At 67.2% G+C, this 18138-nt stretch carries 18 protein-coding genes; 12 read left to right on the forward strand and 6 right to left on the reverse strand.

Annotation, left to right across the window (positions count from 1 at the left end):
* Both AB0C34_RS07105 and AB0C34_RS07110 read right to left on the reverse strand, forming a co-directional pair.
* Positions 1 to 891 (reverse strand): xanthine dehydrogenase family protein subunit M, encoded by an 891-nt coding sequence (locus AB0C34_RS07105; protein ID WP_357068260.1) that lies wholly within the window; start codon positions 889 to 891, stop codon positions 1 to 3.
* A gap of 55 nt (positions 892 to 946) precedes the next feature.
* Entirely contained in the window at positions 947 to 2107 is a 1161-nt protein-coding gene (locus AB0C34_RS07110; protein WP_357068556.1) for an XdhC/CoxI family protein, read from the reverse strand.
* A gap of 64 nt (positions 2108 to 2171) precedes the next feature.
* Between AB0C34_RS07110 and AB0C34_RS07115 the strand changes: the two genes are divergently transcribed.
* The 3 genes from AB0C34_RS07115 (at position 2172) to map (ending at position 5085) form a co-directional block, all read left to right on the forward strand.
* Positions 2172 to 3128 carry a LysR family transcriptional regulator gene (locus tag AB0C34_RS07115; RefSeq protein WP_357068262.1) on the forward strand — a complete coding sequence of 319 codons (957 nt, stop codon included), beginning with the start codon at positions 2172 to 2174 and terminating at the stop codon, positions 3126 to 3128.
* A gap of 443 nt (positions 3129 to 3571) precedes the next feature.
* Positions 3572 to 3934, forward strand: a complete 363-nt coding sequence (locus tag AB0C34_RS07120) for a hypothetical protein (protein WP_357068264.1) — start codon at positions 3572 to 3574, stop codon at positions 3932 to 3934.
* 383 nt (positions 3935 to 4317) lie between these two features.
* Positions 4318 to 5085, forward strand: a complete 768-nt coding sequence (gene map, locus AB0C34_RS07125) for a type I methionyl aminopeptidase (RefSeq protein WP_357068266.1) — start codon at positions 4318 to 4320, stop codon at positions 5083 to 5085.
* A 30-nt stretch (positions 5086 to 5115) separates the two neighbouring features.
* On the opposite strand, the gene AB0C34_RS07130 is transcribed toward map, so the two are convergent.
* On the reverse strand, positions 5116 to 5835 hold the full coding sequence (locus tag AB0C34_RS07130; RefSeq protein WP_357068268.1) for a glyoxalase: 720 nt from the start codon (positions 5833 to 5835) through the stop codon (positions 5116 to 5118).
* A 118-nt stretch (positions 5836 to 5953) separates the two neighbouring features.
* Between AB0C34_RS07130 and AB0C34_RS07135 the strand changes: the two genes are divergently transcribed.
* Entirely contained in the window at positions 5954 to 6502 is a 549-nt protein-coding gene (locus AB0C34_RS07135; protein ID WP_357068270.1) for a helix-turn-helix transcriptional regulator, read from the forward strand.
* A gap of 25 nt (positions 6503 to 6527) precedes the next feature.
* Positions 6528 to 6911 (forward strand): PPOX class F420-dependent oxidoreductase, encoded by a 384-nt coding sequence (locus AB0C34_RS07140; RefSeq protein ID WP_357068272.1) that lies wholly within the window; start codon positions 6528 to 6530, stop codon positions 6909 to 6911.
* 33 nt (positions 6912 to 6944) lie between these two features.
* Here the strand turns inward: AB0C34_RS07140 and AB0C34_RS07145 are convergent, their stop codons facing one another.
* Together AB0C34_RS07145 and AB0C34_RS07150 are read right to left on the reverse strand one after the other, a co-directional pair.
* On the reverse strand, positions 6945 to 8264 hold the full coding sequence (locus AB0C34_RS07145; RefSeq protein ID WP_357068558.1) for a metallopeptidase TldD-related protein: 1320 nt from the start codon (positions 8262 to 8264) through the stop codon (positions 6945 to 6947).
* A gap of 68 nt (positions 8265 to 8332) precedes the next feature.
* Positions 8333 to 9862 carry a TldD/PmbA family protein gene (locus tag AB0C34_RS07150; protein WP_357068274.1) on the reverse strand — a complete coding sequence of 510 codons (1530 nt, stop codon included), beginning with the start codon at positions 9860 to 9862 and terminating at the stop codon, positions 8333 to 8335.
* Between the two features lie 173 nt (positions 9863 to 10035).
* On the opposite strand from AB0C34_RS07150, the gene AB0C34_RS07155 reads away from it, so the two are divergent.
* Positions 10036 to 10683: a TetR family transcriptional regulator gene (locus tag AB0C34_RS07155; protein ID WP_357068276.1), complete on the forward strand. Its 648-nt coding sequence runs from the start codon at positions 10036 to 10038 to the stop codon at positions 10681 to 10683.
* Here the strand turns inward: AB0C34_RS07155 and AB0C34_RS07160 are convergent, their stop codons facing one another.
* A complete protein-coding gene (locus AB0C34_RS07160; RefSeq protein ID WP_357068277.1) occupies positions 10684 to 11451 on the reverse strand; it encodes a TSUP family transporter in 768 nt (255 codons plus the stop codon).
* Between the two features lie 166 nt (positions 11452 to 11617).
* Between AB0C34_RS07160 and AB0C34_RS07165 the strand changes: the two genes are divergently transcribed.
* From AB0C34_RS07165 to lnt, 6 genes are all read left to right on the forward strand, one after another.
* Positions 11618 to 12790 (forward strand): histidine kinase, encoded by a 1173-nt coding sequence (locus AB0C34_RS07165; RefSeq protein WP_357068279.1) that lies wholly within the window; start codon positions 11618 to 11620, stop codon positions 12788 to 12790.
* Between the two features lie 161 nt (positions 12791 to 12951).
* Positions 12952 to 13611, forward strand: a complete 660-nt coding sequence (locus tag AB0C34_RS07170; RefSeq protein WP_357068281.1) for a response regulator transcription factor — start codon at positions 12952 to 12954, stop codon at positions 13609 to 13611.
* A gap of 95 nt (positions 13612 to 13706) precedes the next feature.
* A complete protein-coding gene (locus AB0C34_RS07175; protein ID WP_357068283.1) occupies positions 13707 to 14189 on the forward strand; it encodes an FxsA family protein in 483 nt (160 codons plus the stop codon).
* 58 nt (positions 14190 to 14247) lie between these two features.
* Entirely contained in the window at positions 14248 to 14493 is a 246-nt protein-coding gene (locus AB0C34_RS07180; protein WP_357068285.1) for a hypothetical protein, read from the forward strand.
* A 48-nt stretch (positions 14494 to 14541) separates the two neighbouring features.
* A complete protein-coding gene (locus AB0C34_RS07185; protein ID WP_357068287.1) occupies positions 14542 to 16140 on the forward strand; it encodes an amidohydrolase family protein in 1599 nt (532 codons plus the stop codon).
* A 34-nt stretch (positions 16141 to 16174) separates the two neighbouring features.
* Positions 16175 to 17848 (forward strand): apolipoprotein N-acyltransferase, encoded by a 1674-nt coding sequence (gene lnt / locus AB0C34_RS07190; protein ID WP_357068560.1) that lies wholly within the window; start codon positions 16175 to 16177, stop codon positions 17846 to 17848.
* The last annotated feature ends 290 nt before the right edge of the window (positions 17849 to 18138 follow it).

An 18138-nucleotide genomic window follows, 5' to 3' on the forward strand; every position in this document is an offset into this window, starting at 1 on the left:
CTAATTCCCTTCCAGCGCAGGATCGTTCACTACTCGATCGACCGAGGTGCGCAGCGCGCGAATCGTCAGTTCGGACGCGAGGTGGCGCTTGTAGGCCGCGCTGCCGCGCATATCGGAGCCAGGTGAGCACGCTGCGCTCGCCAGACGGCCCACCGCCGCGAAAGCCTCCTCGGTGGGGGGCTGACCGATCAGCTCCTCCACCGCGGACGCGAGCGCCGCGGGATCGGGGTCGACGGCCGTCAGCCCGATCCGAGCGGCGGCGATGGTCCCGTCGTGCAGTGTCACCGTGGCGCCGGCCGCCGCGATCGCCCAGTCGCCGACCCGGCGCTCTACCTTCGCGTACGCACTCGAGGTGCGATGCCGCAGCGGAATCCGGATCTCGATCAGAAGTTCGTTGTGCGACATGGCAGTTTCATACGGGCCGACCAGGAAGTCGTCCATCGTGATCTCCCGGTCGCCGGACGGTCCGCGAACCAAGCAAGTCGCGCCGAGGACCGTGCAGACCGTGGTGAGATCCTCGGCGGGATCGGCCTGGCACAGCGAGCCGCCGATCGTGCCGCGGTTGCGCACCACCGGATCGGCGATCACGCGCTCGGCGTCACGGAAGATCGGGCACACCGCGGCGAGATCGTCGGACTCGAGCGCATGCCGATGCCGGACCATCGCGCCGATTCTTACCAGTGTCGGGTCGGTGACTATGTATCCCAGTTCGGCAGCCAGGTCGTTGATATCGATAAGGTATTCCGGATTGGCCAGACGCAGTTTCATCATCGGCAACAGGCTGTGCCCGCCCGCGACGATCCGCGCCTCCTCACCCAGTCGGTCCAGAAGTCCGATGGCGTGATCCACGCCCGTTGCGCGCTCGTATTCGAATGGCCCTGGAACTTGCATGTGATCGCCTCGCATCAGCGGAAGAAGGCCAGCGTCTGCCCCTGTCGAGCCGTCGTCAATACCGAGTTAAGGAATCACTTAATTCACTGTTCATGCCCTGTGCGTGGTGAATACGACCACCGGTTTGGGCTAGTGAGCGGCCGTGTCCGCCCCAGCGCCGCGCGATGATCTCGGCCGCGATCGACACCGCCGTCTCCTCTGGTGTTCGGCCACCCAGATCCAGTCCGATCGGGCTGGCGAGACGGGCGAGTTGTTCCTCGGTGAGGCCGGCCTGTCGAAGCTGGGACAGCCTCTCGTCGTGCGTGCGGCGCGAGCCCATAGCCCCGACATAGCCGATGTCGGTTGCCCGCAGTGCGACCTCGAGCAGGGGAACGTCGAACTTGGGATCGTGGGTCAGCACACACACGACGGTCCGCGAATCAACCGCGCCGGCCGCGATCTGCGCAGTCAGGTAGCGGTGCGGCCAGTCGACGACTACCTCGTCGGCGGTCGGGAACCGCGCGGAGGTGGCGAAGACCGGCCGCGCATCGCACACCGTCACCCGATATCCCAGGAACGATCCCTGCTGGGCGACGGCGGCGGCGAAATCGATCGCCCCGAACACCAACATTCGCGGCTGCCGGGCATGGCTGGCGACGAAAACCGTCATGCCCTCGCCGCGCCGCTGCCCGTCCGGACCGTAGGAGAGCACATCGCTGCGCGCCGCCGCGAGCAGCCCGCGGGCGTCGTCGATGACGGCGTCGTCGGCGCGCATCGACCCCAGCGTGCCGTGCGCCTCGCTCGGCCGAATAATCAACCGGCGCCCCACCCGAGTGGTATCGGGGTGCTCGATCACGGTCGCGACCGCGACCGGCTGGCGAGCGGCGATATCGGCGGCGACCTCGCCCAGTTCCGGGAAGGTCTCCCGCGAGATCGCTTCGACGAAGATATCGATGATCCCGCCGCAGGTGAGACCGACGGCGAAGGCGTCATCGTCGGAAAGGCCGTACCGCTGCAGCACCGGACGTCCGATCCGCACGACATCGGTCGCTAGTTCGTAGACCGCGCCCTCGACACAGCCACCCGAGACCGATCCGCCGACCGTCCCGTCCGGGGCGACGACCATGGCCGCCCCAGGCGGTCGCGGCGACGAACGGAAAGTACGGACGACCGTCGCGACGCCGGCCGTGCCTCCGGCGTTCCAGGTTGTCATCAGATCCGTGAGCACGTCCTGCATACTGCGCCCTCCAGGCATGATGCGACGGTAGGCACCGCATCCACCTCCAACGTAGACTCCCATTGTGACGCCCGCCCAGCTTCGGGCCTACTCGACCGTGGTGCGGCTCGGCTCCGTTCATGCGGCGGCCAGAGAGCTGCGGATGTCGGATGCCGGTGTCTCGACGCACATCGCCCAGCTGCGCAAGGAACTCGACGATCCGCTGTTCACCCGCGCAGCGGCGGGGCTGGCCTTCACCCCCGGCGGCCTGCGCCTGGCCAGCCGAGCGATCGAGATCCTCGGTCTACAGCGCCAGACCGCCATCGAGGTCAGTGAGGCGGCGCACGGCCGGCGCCTGCTCCGGATCGCGGCATCGAGCGCGTTCGCCGAACATGCCGCGCCTGGCCTGATCGATCTGTTCGCGGCGCGGGCGAAGGATCTGTCGGTCGAGTTGAGTGTGCATCCCACCAGCCGGTTCCGTAGCCTGATCGAGACCCGTGCGGTGGACATCGCGCTGGGGCCCGGGCCGGAGGTCACCGACACCGCCGTCACCGCCCGGCCGTTCCTGAAATATCAGATCGTCGCGGTCGCGCGCCCCGACAGCCCCCTGGTGGACGCTGTACCGCATCCGGCGCTGCTTCGAGAACAGCAATGGATGCTCGGCCCCGGCGCGGGCAGTGTCGGTGGGCACATCGCGACTATGCTGCGCGAACTGGCCATTCCCGAATCCCATCAGCGGATCTTCCAAAGCGACGCTGCCGCCCTCGAAGAGATTCGCCGGGTCGGTGGTATCACCCTGACGATCGGCTTCGCCGTTTCCTCCGACCTCGCGGCCGGTCGGCTGGCCCACCTCAAAGGACCTGGCCTCCAGGTGTCCGACGAATGGTGTGCGACCACGCTGCCACCCGAAACCCGTCAGCCCGCGGTGTCGGAACTGCTGCGGTTCATCACCACCCCGCGGTGCATCCAGGCGATGATCCACGGGTCCGGCGTGGGCGTCACGCGGTTCCGCCCGAAAGTGCATGTGACGTTGTGGAGCTGATCGGCGCACAGCACGTCGACAGGTTTGCCAGATGCGAAAAGATTTAGTTCTAATTCAATTCGGGCCCGGGTCGAGTCTGTTTTTGTATCATTTTGATAAACCTCAACTGTGAAATTCGCGCGGTTTCGCAGCCTCAATCGCGCTGCCGCTGTGATGGGTTTTCCCAGGTTGCGTCCGTTTAAGCTCATTTGGTCACGAATTGGTAACGGATGATCGGTGGATTTGCAGTGCCGAAGTCGAGGTTCCCTCATCGTGAAACACCCACCACACTATTGAGAGCTGATAGTTAACTGATCGAGGCATTTGGATCGGATGTACAGCCCGTGCACGGCGATCCGAGGCGCTGCGATACGAGTTGCTCGCCAACGGCGGCGATGCTCGAGCGATGATCCCGATCCGGGATCCAACCCAGGTCGATCGGGATCGACCATCCGGAGGACGCCATGGTCACCAGAGTTTCCGTCAATCCACTCGACATCCCCTTCCTTGCCGGCACTCGCCGAGGCCGACGCGACAGCAAATGTTCCGGTTCGTCGTATCTTGCTGGCGTCGATGAAGATCTTGCGCCGTTGGGGGTGCCGGCTGTGGTGCTCGGCGCCATGTTGATCGGCGGGGGGTTGGCCGCGCTTTTGCTGATGACGGGCTGGTCGCGCGACTATGGTTCGCTCCTGGTGATTGTCGCCTTCGTTCTGTATATGAGTCTCGCGGCAGCGCTGGAGGTGTGGGGCTGGCGTTTGATCCGTCGGCTGCACAAGTCGGCGCGACGCTCTTCCGGTGGCGCGGCCCACCCGGATATCCATCGGTGATGGGTTTGTTCCACCGGAACTGCCGGGAGCGCTTGGCTGACATACCGCGTTCGCCGAGTCCTGGGCCGGCCTGAAGCGGGTGGAAAGGGGGCAACCGCACTCGGGTCCGATCAATTCGGGCGGGTTGCGCTGCCTTGGCGGCGCGGCGTGTGCGGACTCTCGCTATTCCCGATGTGACCGGCGCTCCGGATGTGGTGGTTCAGCTCCCGCGGCGGGCCGCCTTTCGGTGACCAATGCTGCTCGCTCGGTAGATGTCCGCGGTTGTGATCGGTAATGACCTGGCTGGATGGCGATCTCGAGGTATGCACCGCGAACTCCATGATTGGTATTTTTATACCGCAGCCGTTAGGGTGGTATTAAAATACCGGCGATGGAGGACCCTGATGGTCGAGTTGAAAACCCCCGCGGAAATCGCGCGGATGCGAGTGGCGGGGCGCTTTGTCGCGGACGTACTCACCGACTTGCGTGATCTGGCGCAGGTCGGGGTCAACCTGCTCGAGCTGGAGGCCCATGTGCGGGACCGGATTCGCGTGCGGGGCGCGCAGTCCTGCTACTGGGACTACACGCCTTCGTTCGGTCGAGGCCCGTTCCGCAACACCGTCTGCCTGTCGGTGAACGATGCTGTGCTGCACGGGCTTCCGTTCGACTACGCGCTGCGGGACGGTGATGTGCTGAGCATGGACCTCGCCATCGGGATTGATGGCTGGGTTGCGGATTCGGCAACGACGGTCGTTGTCGGGTCCGCGGACGTCGAGGACTTGCGGCTGGTCCGCGCGACCGAGCAAGCCCTCGCCGCCGCGATCGCGGTCGCGGTGCCGGGTAACCGAATCGGCGACATCTCCGCCGCGATCGCGGCCGTCGCGCGCGAGCACGGATATCCGATCAATACCGAATTCGGCGGGCACGGTATCGGTCGCACCATGCACGAGGACCCGCACGTGTCGAACTATGGCCGCCCCGGGCGCGGCTATCGGCTGCGGTCGGGGCTCGTCATCGCGATCGAGCCCTGGTTCGCGCGTTCGACCGACCGTATAGTCACCGATCCCGATGGCTGGACCATTCGGTCAGCGGACGGCTCGCGGACTGCGCATTCCGAGCACACCGTCGCCGTCACCCCGGACGGGCCGCGAGTACTGACTCGCGCGGGGTGACGGCGGTGCGGGCGTCGAACCGGTATGCGTTCATGATGTCTCGGATAGCCAGTGCGCGAGGTGGTCGGCCGCGCGGAGGTCATCGGCGACGACGATTCGTTCCTCGTCGGACAGCTTCATCGCGCGCAGCTGGGCACGGAACTGTGCTGCGCGGTCGTGCTTCTCGGTGGCGACGGCCAGCTCGATGAGCGCCGCCAATGCCCTGGCCACGTCCAGGCGGGGCGCCTCGACACGGAAGCGGCCGAGGCCGACCTCCAGGACGCGGAACGCAGCCTTGTCGTCGGTCTTGAAATCGCGCAGGATGCGGGCGTTGTCCAGTACTCGGGCCAGCCCTTGCCATTTCGTGGAACCGCCGTACTCCACGTTTCCCGGCTCGTCGCGCTGGATGTAGATCACCGCGTTGCCTGCCGGATCGACCACGGTGAACCGGCTTTGACCAGGTCGGAACCGAGTGATCCGTGGCTGGTCCTTGGTGGGCACTGTGCCGAACCGGATGCGCAGTGCGGTGGTGAACGCTTGGTGCCTGCTGGCCACGTCGTCGACCACTACCAGGCAGCCGACTCGTTCGGCAGGCATGACGGCGTTCTCCGGCGCCGAGACGAAATGCAAGGCGCATCCGTGGTCTTCGACCGCGCCGTAGATATAGGGGCGGGTCTGCTCGTGGGTGACCGTGTAGCCGAGCGTCTTGTAGAAGTCGAGCGTGCCGGCCAGGTGGTTGGTCCAGAGTTGCGGGACCGCCGTATCGGTCATGAAGCCCTCCCATTTACCTGCGGTAATCAATTTTGACTACTAAGAATCTAGGTCGCGCACCATTGGGAAGTCAAACTTGACTACTATGACGATTCCGGAACGGAAAGGAAGGTCTGCCATGTCAGCGGTGCGCCTGTTGGTGCTGGGGGTGATGCGCTTGCGTCAGCCCACCTACGGCTATGCCGTGCGCAGGGAACTACTGTCCTGGCGCGCCGAGACCTGGACGAACGTCAAGCCGGGATCGATCTACCACGCGCTCAAACAGCTGACTCAGGAAGGGAAGCTGAGCGCGTTCGGCACTCAGGACAGCAAGCAGGGTCCTGGGCGCACGCTCTTCGAGGTGACCGAGGCGGGCGAAGCCGAGTTCCACAAGCTTATGGATGAGGCGCTGGTGAGTATCGACATGGAGGAACTGGGTGCGGGCATCGCTTTCATGGATGCGTTACCGCGCGCGGACGTCATCGAGAAGTTGCGCGAGCAGCGTCGTCGTAGCGAAGAGATCCGCACCGGGCTGCTCGACATGATCCCAACCTTCTCAGGGCGCTACGAAGCGCCGCACGCGACCGATTTGCTGGAGCTGTGGAGTGGCGTGTTCGGGAACCTGTCGGGATGGACCGAAGGGGTACTCGCCCGGTTGGAGGCGGGGGAGTATCGAATGTCGGAGTAGGGCAGTCGGTGGATACGCTGACCACATGACGAATTCGCTGGGGGCCATCGCCGAGGCCGACTATGTTCTGCTGACCACGTTCCGCAAAGACGGCACTCCGGTCGGTACCGCGGTGTGGGCGGTCGCCGAGAACGACAAACTGTACGCCTGGACCGTGACCGACAGCTGGAAGGTCAAGCGGCTACGCCGCAATTCGGCGGTCACTCTGCAACCGTGCACTGCGGCCGGCAAGCCGCACGGCGAGGTCGTCGAGGGCACCGGACGTATCCTCGACGCCGACGGCACCGAACGAGTTCGAAAACTGTTGCGGCGCAAGTACTGGCTCACCGCCCCGCTGGTCATCCTCGGCAGCAACCTGCGTCGGGGGAAATCCGGCACCATCGGCATCGAGATCACCCCGATCGGCTGACCGGCCCACTGCCGCTCGCGGTCCCGGCATGCCTCAGGTCGCCTGGCTGACCGAGGACATGTGGAAGTCGGGAATCCGCAAGGGCGGCATGGCGGTTCGGGTGAACCAGTCCTTCCACTCGCGCGCCAGCGTGATCTCGGTGGCACCCACTTCGGTGGCCCTGCGAAGTAGGTCGAGCGGGCTCTCGTTGAACCGGAAGTTGTTCACCGCGGCCGTGACCTCGCCGTTTTCTACGAGGTAGACCCCATCTCTGGTGAGGCCGGTGAGCAGCAGCGTTGCCGGGTCGACCTCCCGGATATACCACAGGGTGGTCAGCAGTAGGCCGCGCTCGGTGCGGGCGATCATGTCATCGAGGTTCGCGTCGGACCCGCCGGTCAACACGAGGTTCTCGCCGGGAACCGTGGGGGGAGTGTCGTATTCGGCGGCGATCGCGCGGGGGTATATCAGCGACTCGATCACCCCGTCACGAAGCCAGTCGACCCGTGCGGCAGGCAGCCCGTTGTCGAACACCGACATCGACTCCGATGAAGCGGACGTCGCGACGAACGGTCGGTACTCGAGTCCGACCGCGTACGGGTCGGAGTAGAGCGTGAGCGGAATGTTGCTGAGGCGCTCGCCGATGCGGGTACCGCCCGCGCGCGCGAAGGCCGTATGGCCCTCCTGCGCGCCGCGGCCCGCCATCTCCCAGGCCATGCTGATCATGAGGTCGGCGACGGTGGACGGCGGCATCAGGGTTTCGTAGCGTCCCGCGGGCAGTTCGACCTTGCGCTCGGCCCAGTCCAGGCGTCGCGACAACTCCGCGAGCAGACCGGACACATCGACATCGGTGAAGTCGGCGGTCCCGACGCCGACCCAGCCACTGGCCAACTCGGCACCCGCTGCGCGCTTGCCGTTGATTTCCACCGAACCGGTCGGCTGCACGAAGCGTCGGCGGATGCCGGTCGAAGTCCCCAGCCAGGTGGTCTGCACCTGGTGGTGGGCGAAACCGTAGAGCCGGTCGGCGCCGTCGAAGCCGGTGGCCAGATCCTTGGCGAGGTCGGTGAACACCTCGATACCGGTTGTCCCCGCCGCCGCGGTCCAGTCGTGATCCGCGTCCGCGTCCGGCTCCAGCAGCGGCATGGCGTCTCTGGCGGGCTCCGCGGTGCGTGCGGCGGCTTCGCTGGCGCGCACCACAGCCTCGATATCGTCAGGGTCCACGCTGGAGGAACCGATCGCGCCGACCCGCGCGTGCGTGGGTCCATCGCGGAGCACCGAGATCACCGTCCACCTCCGGGACACCGAGGCCCCGTTGGTCGTCATCGAGTTCCCGGCCCAGCGCAGCGAGGCCTCGTGCTCGTCGTGGACGATCACCATCGTCTCATCGGCGCGTGCCAGCGCGAGTGCCCGCTCGACGACCGCACCCGCGGGAATCGGTTCGCTGGTCACTGGCCCGCCTCCGTCCGGGTATTCAAGATGGTGATGCCGCGCGCCAGGATCGACGGGCAGCCGTGACTGACCGACGCGGTCTGGCCGGGTTGCGCCTTTCCGCAGTTGAAGGCGCCGCCCAGCTGCCAGGTCGACGGTCCGCCGACCGCCTCCATCGCACCCCAGAAGTCGGTGGTGGTCGCCTGATAGGCGACGTCGCGCAGTTGGCCGTCCAGTTTGCCGCCGCGGATACGGAAGAACCGCTGGCCGGTGAACTGAAAGTTGTAGCGCTGCATGTCGATCGACCAACTTTTGTCGCCGACGATATAGATCCCGTCGTCGACCCGGGAGATCAGTTCTCCGGTGCTGACGTCGTGGTCCGGATCGGGCTGCAACGAAACGTTCGCCATCCGCTGGATCGGCACATGATGTGCCGAGTCCGCATAGGAGCAGCCATTCGATCGATCCAGGCCCAAGCGCGGCGCGAATACCCGGTCCAGCTGATAGCCGACCAGGATGCCGTCGCGTATAAGATCCCAGCGCTGCCCGGCGACTCCCTCGTCGTCGTAGCCGACGCTGGCCAGGCCGTGCACTTCGGTGCGGTCGCCGGTGACCTGCATAATCGGGGTGCCGTAGCGCAGCGTGCCCAGTTGGTCGGGGGTCGCGAACGAGGTACCCGCGTAGGCGGATTCGTAGCCGATGGCCCGGTCGTACTCGGTGGCGTGGCCGATGGATTCGTGAATGGTCAGCCACAGGTTGGTGGGATCGATGACCAGGTCGGTCGGCCCGGGCCGCACGCTGGGCGCCCGCACCTTCTCGGCGAGCCACTCCGGGATGCGCGCGAGTTCGTTGTCCCAGTCCCAGGTTCCGTCCGCACCGGTGACGTACTCCCAGCCGCGGCCCACCGGTGCGGCCAGCGTGCGCATCGTCTCGAAAGCCCCGGCGGCGGTGTCCACCGTGATCGCTTCGAGACTCGGATGCAGCCGGACTCGTTGCTGGATGATCGAGGATCCCGCGGTGTCGGCGTAGAACGTCTGCTCCTTGACCTGCAACACACTCGCGGTGACGTGGTCGACACCGTCGGCGTGCGATAGACGCTCCGAATAGTCCTGCAACAGGGCGACTTTCTCGCCGGTCGGCACCGTGAACGGGTCGAGATCGTAGGCCGACACCCAGCGCACGTCGTCGTAGCGCGGCTCGGCGGCGAGTTCGACGCGCTCCCGATTGAGCGCGCGCAGTGTGGTGGCGACGGTGACCGCGGTGCGGGCCACCTCGGCGGCGGTGTCCGAGGTGAGGGCGGCGTGCGAGGCGAACCCCCAGGTGCCGTCGACGATCACCCGTACGGCGAAGCCGAGCTCGGTGCGGTCGTTGACCGCCTCGACTCGGCCGTCGCGCAACCGGATGGACTGCGTGACCAATCGGTGCACCCGCAGGTCGGCGTGCTCCGCGCCAGCCGCGATCGCCGCGGCGAACGCGGCGTCGGCCAATGCGGCCAACGGTAGGCCGAGGAACTCGGCGTCCACATCCTTGGAGGTCGCGGTGTTCACCCGCATCAACCTAGCCGGTGCCGCTCTGGGCACCGTGGTACACCTCCAGTACACGCCGTGCGAACGTGCATCGGATGCGATAGCGCGTGAATTGCCGGGTGGTGCTCGGGTGCACGGCGCGCGCGAAACCGAGCTTACGGCGTGTCACTCGCCGGATGCCGTACTGTGCCCGCGTGCCGCCATCCGCCCTCCGTGACCGCAAACGCGAACGTACCCGCCGAGCTCTGCTCGAGGCTGCTGCCGAGCTGTTCGAAACCCAAGGCTATGACGAGACGACGGTGGCCGATATCGCCGCCGCGGCGGACGTCGGCACCCGCACGTTCTTCAACTATTTCGGCAGCAAGGAAGAGCTACTGTTCCCGGAGTCCGACGACCGGGTGCGGGCCGCGGTCGCGGCGATCGCGAGCAGGCGCCCCGGGGAACGCCCGGTGGAGGTATTGCTACGCGCATTGCGCGCCGCGGGCGACAACCCCGCCGAGCATTTGATGGACGACCTCAGCCCTCGGATCGCGGCGCTGCGCGCCGAGGTGTCGCGCACGGTGCCGTCGGTGAGTGGCCGGGCGGCGCACGCCCAGCTGGTCACGCAGCGCGAGATCGCGAGGCAGTTGCACGTGGCGTTCCCTGCCGAATTCGACGAGGTCGGCGCCGCAGCGCTGGTCGGTGCGGTAGTCGGTGCGGTCTCGGGTGCGCTCACGGTGTTGTTCCAGCAGCCGCTGGGCGGGGCGGAGGACGGCGAACACCTGAACCGCCTCATGCACAAGGCGACCTCGCAGGTACTACAACCTTGGCTCAGCCCACACCGCGTCGATTCGGTGGGCTGATCAGCCGAGTTGCTGCCAACCCAACCGGATCACCATCCCGATCACGACCACCAGCAAGACGATCCGCACGAACTCGGCGCCGTTGCGCAGTGCCATGCGCGCGCCGACGATCGCGCCGAGCACATTGCCCACCGCCATCGTCATGCCGAGCGCCCACAGAATGTGGCCGGTCGCGGCGAGGAAGACCAGCGCGCCGACGTTCGAGCCGCAGTTGATCACCTTCGCCATGGCCGCGGCTCGCACGAACTCGGTGCCGAGCACTGTGGCAAAGGTGATGATCAGGAAGGTGCCGGTGCCGGGACCGAGCAGGCCGTCGTAGAACCCGATCAGTCCGGCCGCGAGCGCCACCGTGAGGACGAGCTTGCGGCGCGTCGGTGGGTGGGTGGCGAGCGTGACGCCGATCGACGGTCGAAGGGTGACGAAGACGGCGACCCCGACGAGCACTACCAGCACGATCGGGATGAACAGGTCGCGGTCGATCAGCGAGATCGCGGCCGCGCCGGTCCCGGCGGTGGCCGCGGCGATCACCGCGGCGGGAATTAGCACCCGCCACCGGATCGGTACCTTGCGCGCGAAGGTCACCACCGAAGCGCTCGTTCCCGCGACCGCCGCGAGTTTGTTCGTGCCGAGCGCCGTTTGCGGAGCGATGCCCGGCGACACCAGCAACAGCGTCGGCAGGATGATCAATCCGCCGCCGCCCACCACCGCGTCCACCCACCCCGCGGCCGTCGCCGCCGTCAACAGCACCGCCCAATCACCTATCTGCACCGGGCCAGAGAACCAGATTGCGTGGTCGTGTGCGCGTCAGGGACGGCGGCGGCGCGACAGGGTGCCCCGCCGCCCAGGCGTCCGGATGTGCGTCATTCACCGCGCGGATCAGCAGCCGTGCGACGCGTCCGGCGGACGAGGCTTGTTCGGCACCTACCCTGAACTGGTGCGCCGGTTCAGTTTGTGGCTTCGTGGCAAGCCCATCGTTGCCGATTCGGTGCTCGCGATGCTGCTGCTGCTGTTCGAGATCCTCGGTGTTGGCAACGCCCACAACAAGTTCGCCTATCTGGCGATCGGCGCTCTGCTTCCGTTGCCGGTGGTATTGCGTCGCGTGTACCCGCGGGCGATGGCGGCCTGCACCCTCGGGTTGTCTCTGATCGCGTCGCTGATCGGTTTCCTCACCGACGACCACGCCGACCACATCGCGCTGCTCTCGCAGGGCATCCTGCTGTACACGCTGGTCGCCTACGTGGGCCGGCGCGAGGGCCTGTGGTACGGGCTGGGACTTGTGATCGATCTCATGCTGTCGATCGCGGCGATGCACAAACCCGCCGGGTCCGACATCATCTTCACGGTCATGTTCTTCGCGCTGTGCTGGACGCTCGCGGAGTTCATCGGCGCACGGCACGCCTACGACACCGAGGTCGCGGCTCGGCTGGCCGTCGCCGACTATGACAAAGAGCGCCGCGCGCACGACGCCGTCTCGGCCGAACGCACGCGCATCGCTCGGGAACTGCACGACGTCGTGGCGCATGCGGTGAGCGTGATCATCGTGCAGGCCGACGGTGCGAAGTACGCGCTGCGCCGTGACCCGAACGCTGCGGAACAGGCGCTGACCATCATCGCAAGCACCGGCCGCGAGGCGCTGCGCGAGCTGCGCAGGACGGTGGCGCTGCTGCGCACCGAGCACGCGCCCGATCAACTGCCCCAGCACGGCACTACGGGCATCGCCAAGGTCGTGGAGGTGATGCGTGGCACCGGCCTTGCCGTCGAGTTGGAGCTGACCGGGGCGCTCGACGACATAGCGCCGGAGGTGAGCCTCGGCGTACACCGAATCGTGCAGGAATCGCTGACCAACACGCTGCGGCACGCGGGTCCGCATCCGAAGGCGTGGGTCCGCGTCCGACGCACCGACTCCGACGTTCTGATCGACATCACCGACTCCGGCGGCGTGCCGCTGCACGAGCCGGGCACTCGGATCGAGGGAAGTGGTCTTGGGTTGGTCGGGATGCGCGAGCGCGTCGCGGTGCTCGGCGGCAGCCTCGAGGCGGGCCGCAATCCGGACGGCGCTTGGCAGGTGTACGCGAGTATCCCGCTTCAGCCCGGCTTGTGGGAGTGAGCCGCGCCGAGACAGTGTGCCTCGGAGGCCGGAATGACGCGAATCCCGGTGCATGTCAAGAAGATTCGGCCTTCGACCACGCCGTGTGTCAGCGTGAGTGGACCGGATCGTCGCGCGACCGGTGAACCAGCGTGTCGCAACGGTCACGTTAGATTGGGGAGGTGCCGATCACCGTTCTCGTTGTCGATGACCAGGAACTCATGCGGATGGGGCTGAAGATGGTGCTCGGCGCACACCCCGACATCGAGGTGATCGGCGAGGCCGCCAACGGCGCCGCCGCCGTCGCCAGAGCGGCAGAACTGCGGCCCGATGTCGTGCTGATGGATGTGCGGATGCCCGTCGTCGATGGCGTCGCCGCCACCTCGCGCATCGTGGGGGCGGGGCACGGGAGCCGGGTGCTGGTGATGACGACCTTCGACCTGGACGAGCACGCGCTCGGGGCGTTGCGCGCCGGGGCGAGCGGATTCCTGCTGAAGGACACGCCGCCGGAGGACCTGATCTCGGCCATCCGAAGCGTCGCCGCCGGTGACGCTGTGGTGTCGCCGAAGGTCACCAAACGCCTGCTCGGCCGGCTCATCGCCGAGGATCCTGCGCGGATGCGCGACCCCGGGGTCCTTGCGGTACTCACTGTCCGCGAGCGCGAGGTGCTGGAACAGATCGCGGCGGGGCGCTCCAACGCCGAGATCGCCGCGCAGCTGTACCTGTCGGAAGCCACGGTCAAGACGCATGTCGGCCGGGTGCTCACCAAACTTGGTCTGCGCGACCGGGTACAAGCGGTCGTGCTGGCCTATGAGACGGGGTTGGTTCGCCCTGGCGGCTGACCCGCGGGCGGATCTCAGAGTTCTCTCAGGCCGACCGGGGAGAAAAACGCGGGCGCTGAGCGTTGACAGCAATAGATCATCCGAAAGGATCGCCCATGCCCGCCCTGCTGTTCGTGCTGTATGCCGTTGTCGAGATCGCCGCCCTGGTCGCTGTCGGTCACCTGGTCGGTGTGGTGCCGACCATTCTGCTGCTGATCGCCGGCTCCGCCGCGGGCATGCTGCTGGTGGGCTCGCAGGGGCGGCGGGTGTTCGAGCAGTTCCGGCGGGCCGGGCGCGGTGAGATCGCGCCCGGCACCGCGGTCGCCGACGGTGCGCTGGTCGCCGCGGGCGGGTTGCTGATGTTCGTGCCCGGCTTGGTCACCTCGCTGTTCGGCCTGCTTCTGCTGCTGCCTGTGACCCGTTTCCTGATGCGCCCGCTGGTCACGGCGTTCGCGGCACGGCGTTTGGGCCGGTTAGCGGCGCCGGCGCCCTACCGCGGCGTGGTGATCGACGGTGACGAGGTGATCGACGGTGACGTGGTCCGGCAGTGGTACGACGACGGGCAGGGCGATGCCCACCGCGCGCTGACCAAACGCTGATCGGCTGAAGTCGACATGCCCGGTTCCGCGCACCGCCTCGAGGGTCTATCGTGACGCGATGGCCATCGAGCAACTCACCGTCACGGTGAGCGAGGAGTTGGCCGCTGCGGTGCGACGAGCGGCGGCCAATGCGGGACAGTCGATTTCCGGGTTCACGGCCGCGGCGCTGCGGCTGGAACTGATCGCCATGGAAGCGGGCTGCGCAGGCACGGCGTCGAACGGGACGGGGATCGCCCCGCCGGGGTACGCGGAGGTGATGGCCGTGCTGGCTCACCCCGAGGATCTGTCCCGCCCGCGGCACTGAACGGCTGACCTGAACCTCCCGATCGGGCATACGGCAGACTGGTGCCTCGTGAGTACCCAGTTGCTGATCGGCGGTCGTTTCTACAGTGCGAGTTCACCCGACGCCACAGCGATGGCGGTGACCGACGGAACCGTGGTCTGGCTGGGCGCGGAACAACCGGGACGGGCGCTGCACCCGGACGCGGAGATCATCGATGTCGGCGGCGCCTTCGTGGCGCCTGCGTTCGTCGACCCGCATGTGCATGTCACGGCGCTGGGCTTGAAACTGATCGGCCTGGACTTGTCCACAGCCAGGTCGCTCGAGCAGTGCCTGTCCCTGCTGGGGGAGTTCGCCGCTGCGCACCGCGAAGGCGTCATCCTGGGCGACGGCTGGGACGAGACCACCTGGCCGGAGGGACGGCCGCCGACGGTCGAGGAGATCGACCGAGCGGCAGGTGCCGGTCGGCACGTCTACCTCGCGCGGGTGGACGCGCACTCCGCCGTCGCGTCCTCAGCGTTGCTGGACACGCTGCCCGCGGTGGCCTCGGCGGACGGGTTCACCCGCGGTGAGCCGGTCCGCGCCACCGCGCACCATGTGGTGCGTTCCGCCGTGCTCGCACGGCTGTCGCGAGCGCAGCGAGATCAGGCGCGCCGTGCGGCGCTGGACCACGCGGCCGCGTGCGGTGTCGTCGCGGTGCACGAGTGCGCGGGCCCGGAGATCGCGGGGTCCGCCGATGTTCGCGAGCTGCTCGAATTCACCCATGGTGTCCAGGTCCGGGCGTACTGGGGTGAGGCGGTGCGCAGCGCCGAGCAAGCGCGCGCTCTGGTCGCGGAACTCGGCGTGCACGCACTGGGCGGCGATCTGTTCGTCGACGGCTCATTCGGTTCGCACACCGCGTGGCTTCGTGCGCCATACACCGACGGGCCCGGTTCCGGCCGAAGCTATCTCGATGTCGACGCCATCGCCGATCATGTCCGTGCCTGCACCGCAGCGGGCATCCAGGCCGGCTTCCATGTGATCGGCGACGCGGCGATGGATGCGATCGTGACCGGTTTCGGGCGGGTGGCCGCCGAACTCGGCGGCCCCGCTGTCGCCGCCCTGGGGCACCGGGTCGAACACGCCGAGTCGATCGATGCCGAGCACATCGCGAAGCTCGCGGCGTGGGGCGTGATCGCCAGTGTGCAACCGGGATTCGACGCGGCCTGGGGCGGCCGCGACGGCATGTATGCCGCGCGGTTAGGCGCTGATCGCGCGGCGGCGTTGAACCCGTTCGCGGCCATGGCCTCCGCCGGTGTCGCTCTGGCGATCGGCTCCGATGCGCCGGTCACGGCACTTGACCCGTGGGCGGCGGTGCGCGCCGCGGCCAACCACCGCACGCCGGGTCATGGCCTGTCCCCGCGCGCCGCCTTCGCCGCGGCTACGCGCGGCGCGTGGCGTGCGGGCGGAGTCCGCGACGGCCTGGCGGGAACCCTTGTTCCTGGAGCTCCCGCCTCGTATGCGGTCTGGGATGTCGACGAGTTGGTGGTCGCCGCTGCCGCCGACTCGGTGCAGCGCTGGTCGACCGACCCCAGGTCGCGTGTTCCGGGACTGCCTCCGATGCAATCGGATTCACCACTGCCGACCTGCTTGCGCACCGTACACCGTGGAGCGACGATCTATGCGGCGTGAGCGGTGGGATGTGGTGGCGAGGGCGACGGTCTCGATGCGCCGGTATCCGACAGTGCCGCGGTCGGTGGCGGCAATCTCGGCCGGGCTGTTGCTGTTCGGTAGCTTCCCGCCACGGCCGTGGTGGTTTCTCGCGCCACTGGGGATCGCGGTGCTCACACTCGTTGTGCGCGGCAGCGGACGTTTGCGTGCGGGTTTCGGGTACGGATTCCTCGCCGGCGCGGGTTTTTTCCTTCCACTGCTGCCATGGACCGGTATCTACGTCGGACCGGTGCCATGGCTGGCGCTGTCCACCGCCTGCGCCGGGTATATCGGCTTGTTCGGCCTGGTCGCCCGGCTCGTCGGCGTGCTGCCCGGCTGGCCGCTGTGGGTGGCACTGGCCTGGACGACGGCGGAGTGGGGCAGGTCCAGCTTCCCGTTCGGCGGATTTCCCTGGGGCCGTGTCGCGTTCGGCCAGGCCGACGGCTGGTTCCTGCCGCTGGCGGCGATCGGCGGCGCACCGCTGGTCGGATTCGCGGTGGCGCTCACCGGAACCAGCGCGGCCGCCTTGGCGCGCTTGCTCTGGTCGAGTCGGACGTCTCGCGCCGGACACCGTACCGTGGCTGACGCGCCATCCGTTGATGTCGAGAAGAGTGCGCCCGGCGCGGTCGAGGGTCGCGGTCCGGTGCCATGGGGCAGATGTGCCCTCGCGGCTGTCGCTCTGACCGTCATGCCGGTCGCGGGGCTGCTGCTGCGGGCTACCCTGCCGGCACCGGACGCTGGGGACCGCACGATCACGGTGGCTGCGATCCAGGGCAGTGTGCCGCGGTTGGGACTGGACTTCAACGAACAGCGGCGTGCCGTGCTGGACAATCATGTCCGGCGTACCGAAGAGCTGGCCAGGGACGTTGCGGCAGGCCGGTTGCCGCAGCCCGACGTGGTCATCTGGCCGGAGAATTCCTCCGACATCGATCCGCTCCGCAACGCCGATGCGTTCGCCTTGATCACCGCGGCCTCCGAACAGATCCACGCACCAATCCTGGTCGGCGCGGTGCTGGTGAACTCCGACCGGACCACCACCAATTCGGTGATCGTGTGGAATGGTCGGGCCGGGCCCGGGGAGCGGCACGACAAGAAGATCATCCAGCCGTTCGGCGAATACCTGCCGATGCGCGCTTTCTTCCGTCTGTTCTCGGAATACGCCGACCGAGCCGGATACTTCGTGCCGGGTGACGGGGACGGTGTCGTGCATGCGGCAGGCATCGACATCGGCGTGGCTACCTGCTACGAAGTGGCCTTCGACCGGTCGTTCGAAGACGCGATGCGCGCGGGCGCCCAACTGCTCACCGTACCCACGAACAACGCGACGTTCGGCGACAGTGAGATGACCTACCAGCAGCTGGCCATGTCGCGCATCCGTGCCGTCGAGCACGGCAGAGCGTTGGTCGTGGCGGCCACCTCAGGGGTCAGTGCGATTATCGCGGCCGACGGCAGCGTTCGGCAGGAAACGCCGATGTTCGTGCCCGCCGCTCTGGTCGCGAAACTCCCGCTGCGCGAGGGCAACACTCCGGCAACACGGATTGGACCCATTCCGGAGCGAGTATTCGCTATTCTGACCGCTGCCGCTGTGCTAGCCGCGGTCGTCCGACGGAGATCTGTGCGCGGCGTTCCTCCGGCCGACCCGAATGTCACGATTTGTCGTCGATCGACCGTCGAGCGGCGCGAGCGCTAACCGAACATTCGGTATGTTTCAGCCCCTGTCCGCCCGAAAATTGGGTGCGGCAGAGTAATGCGCATCGTTTGCTATGTGACCAGACCTGGCCGTGAAATCGTGCCGCAAAATACGGTCAGCCCAGGTTTTTCTTCCGGTCTATCCGCTGTAGTCCCGCGATTAGCGGAGATGTAGCTACCCAAAGTGGCCTTCCGCCAAGGTCGTTGGATGTGAAACAAATCCAACACGCTGGCAATCCGGCCGATGTGAGGCTCCGAATCATAGGGCGTGGATCACGTCCTACGGCTGGC

This window comes from Nocardia sp. NPDC049220, from assembly GCF_040647855.1.
In the GTDB taxonomy this organism is placed as follows: domain Bacteria; phylum Actinomycetota; class Actinomycetes; order Mycobacteriales; family Mycobacteriaceae; genus Nocardia.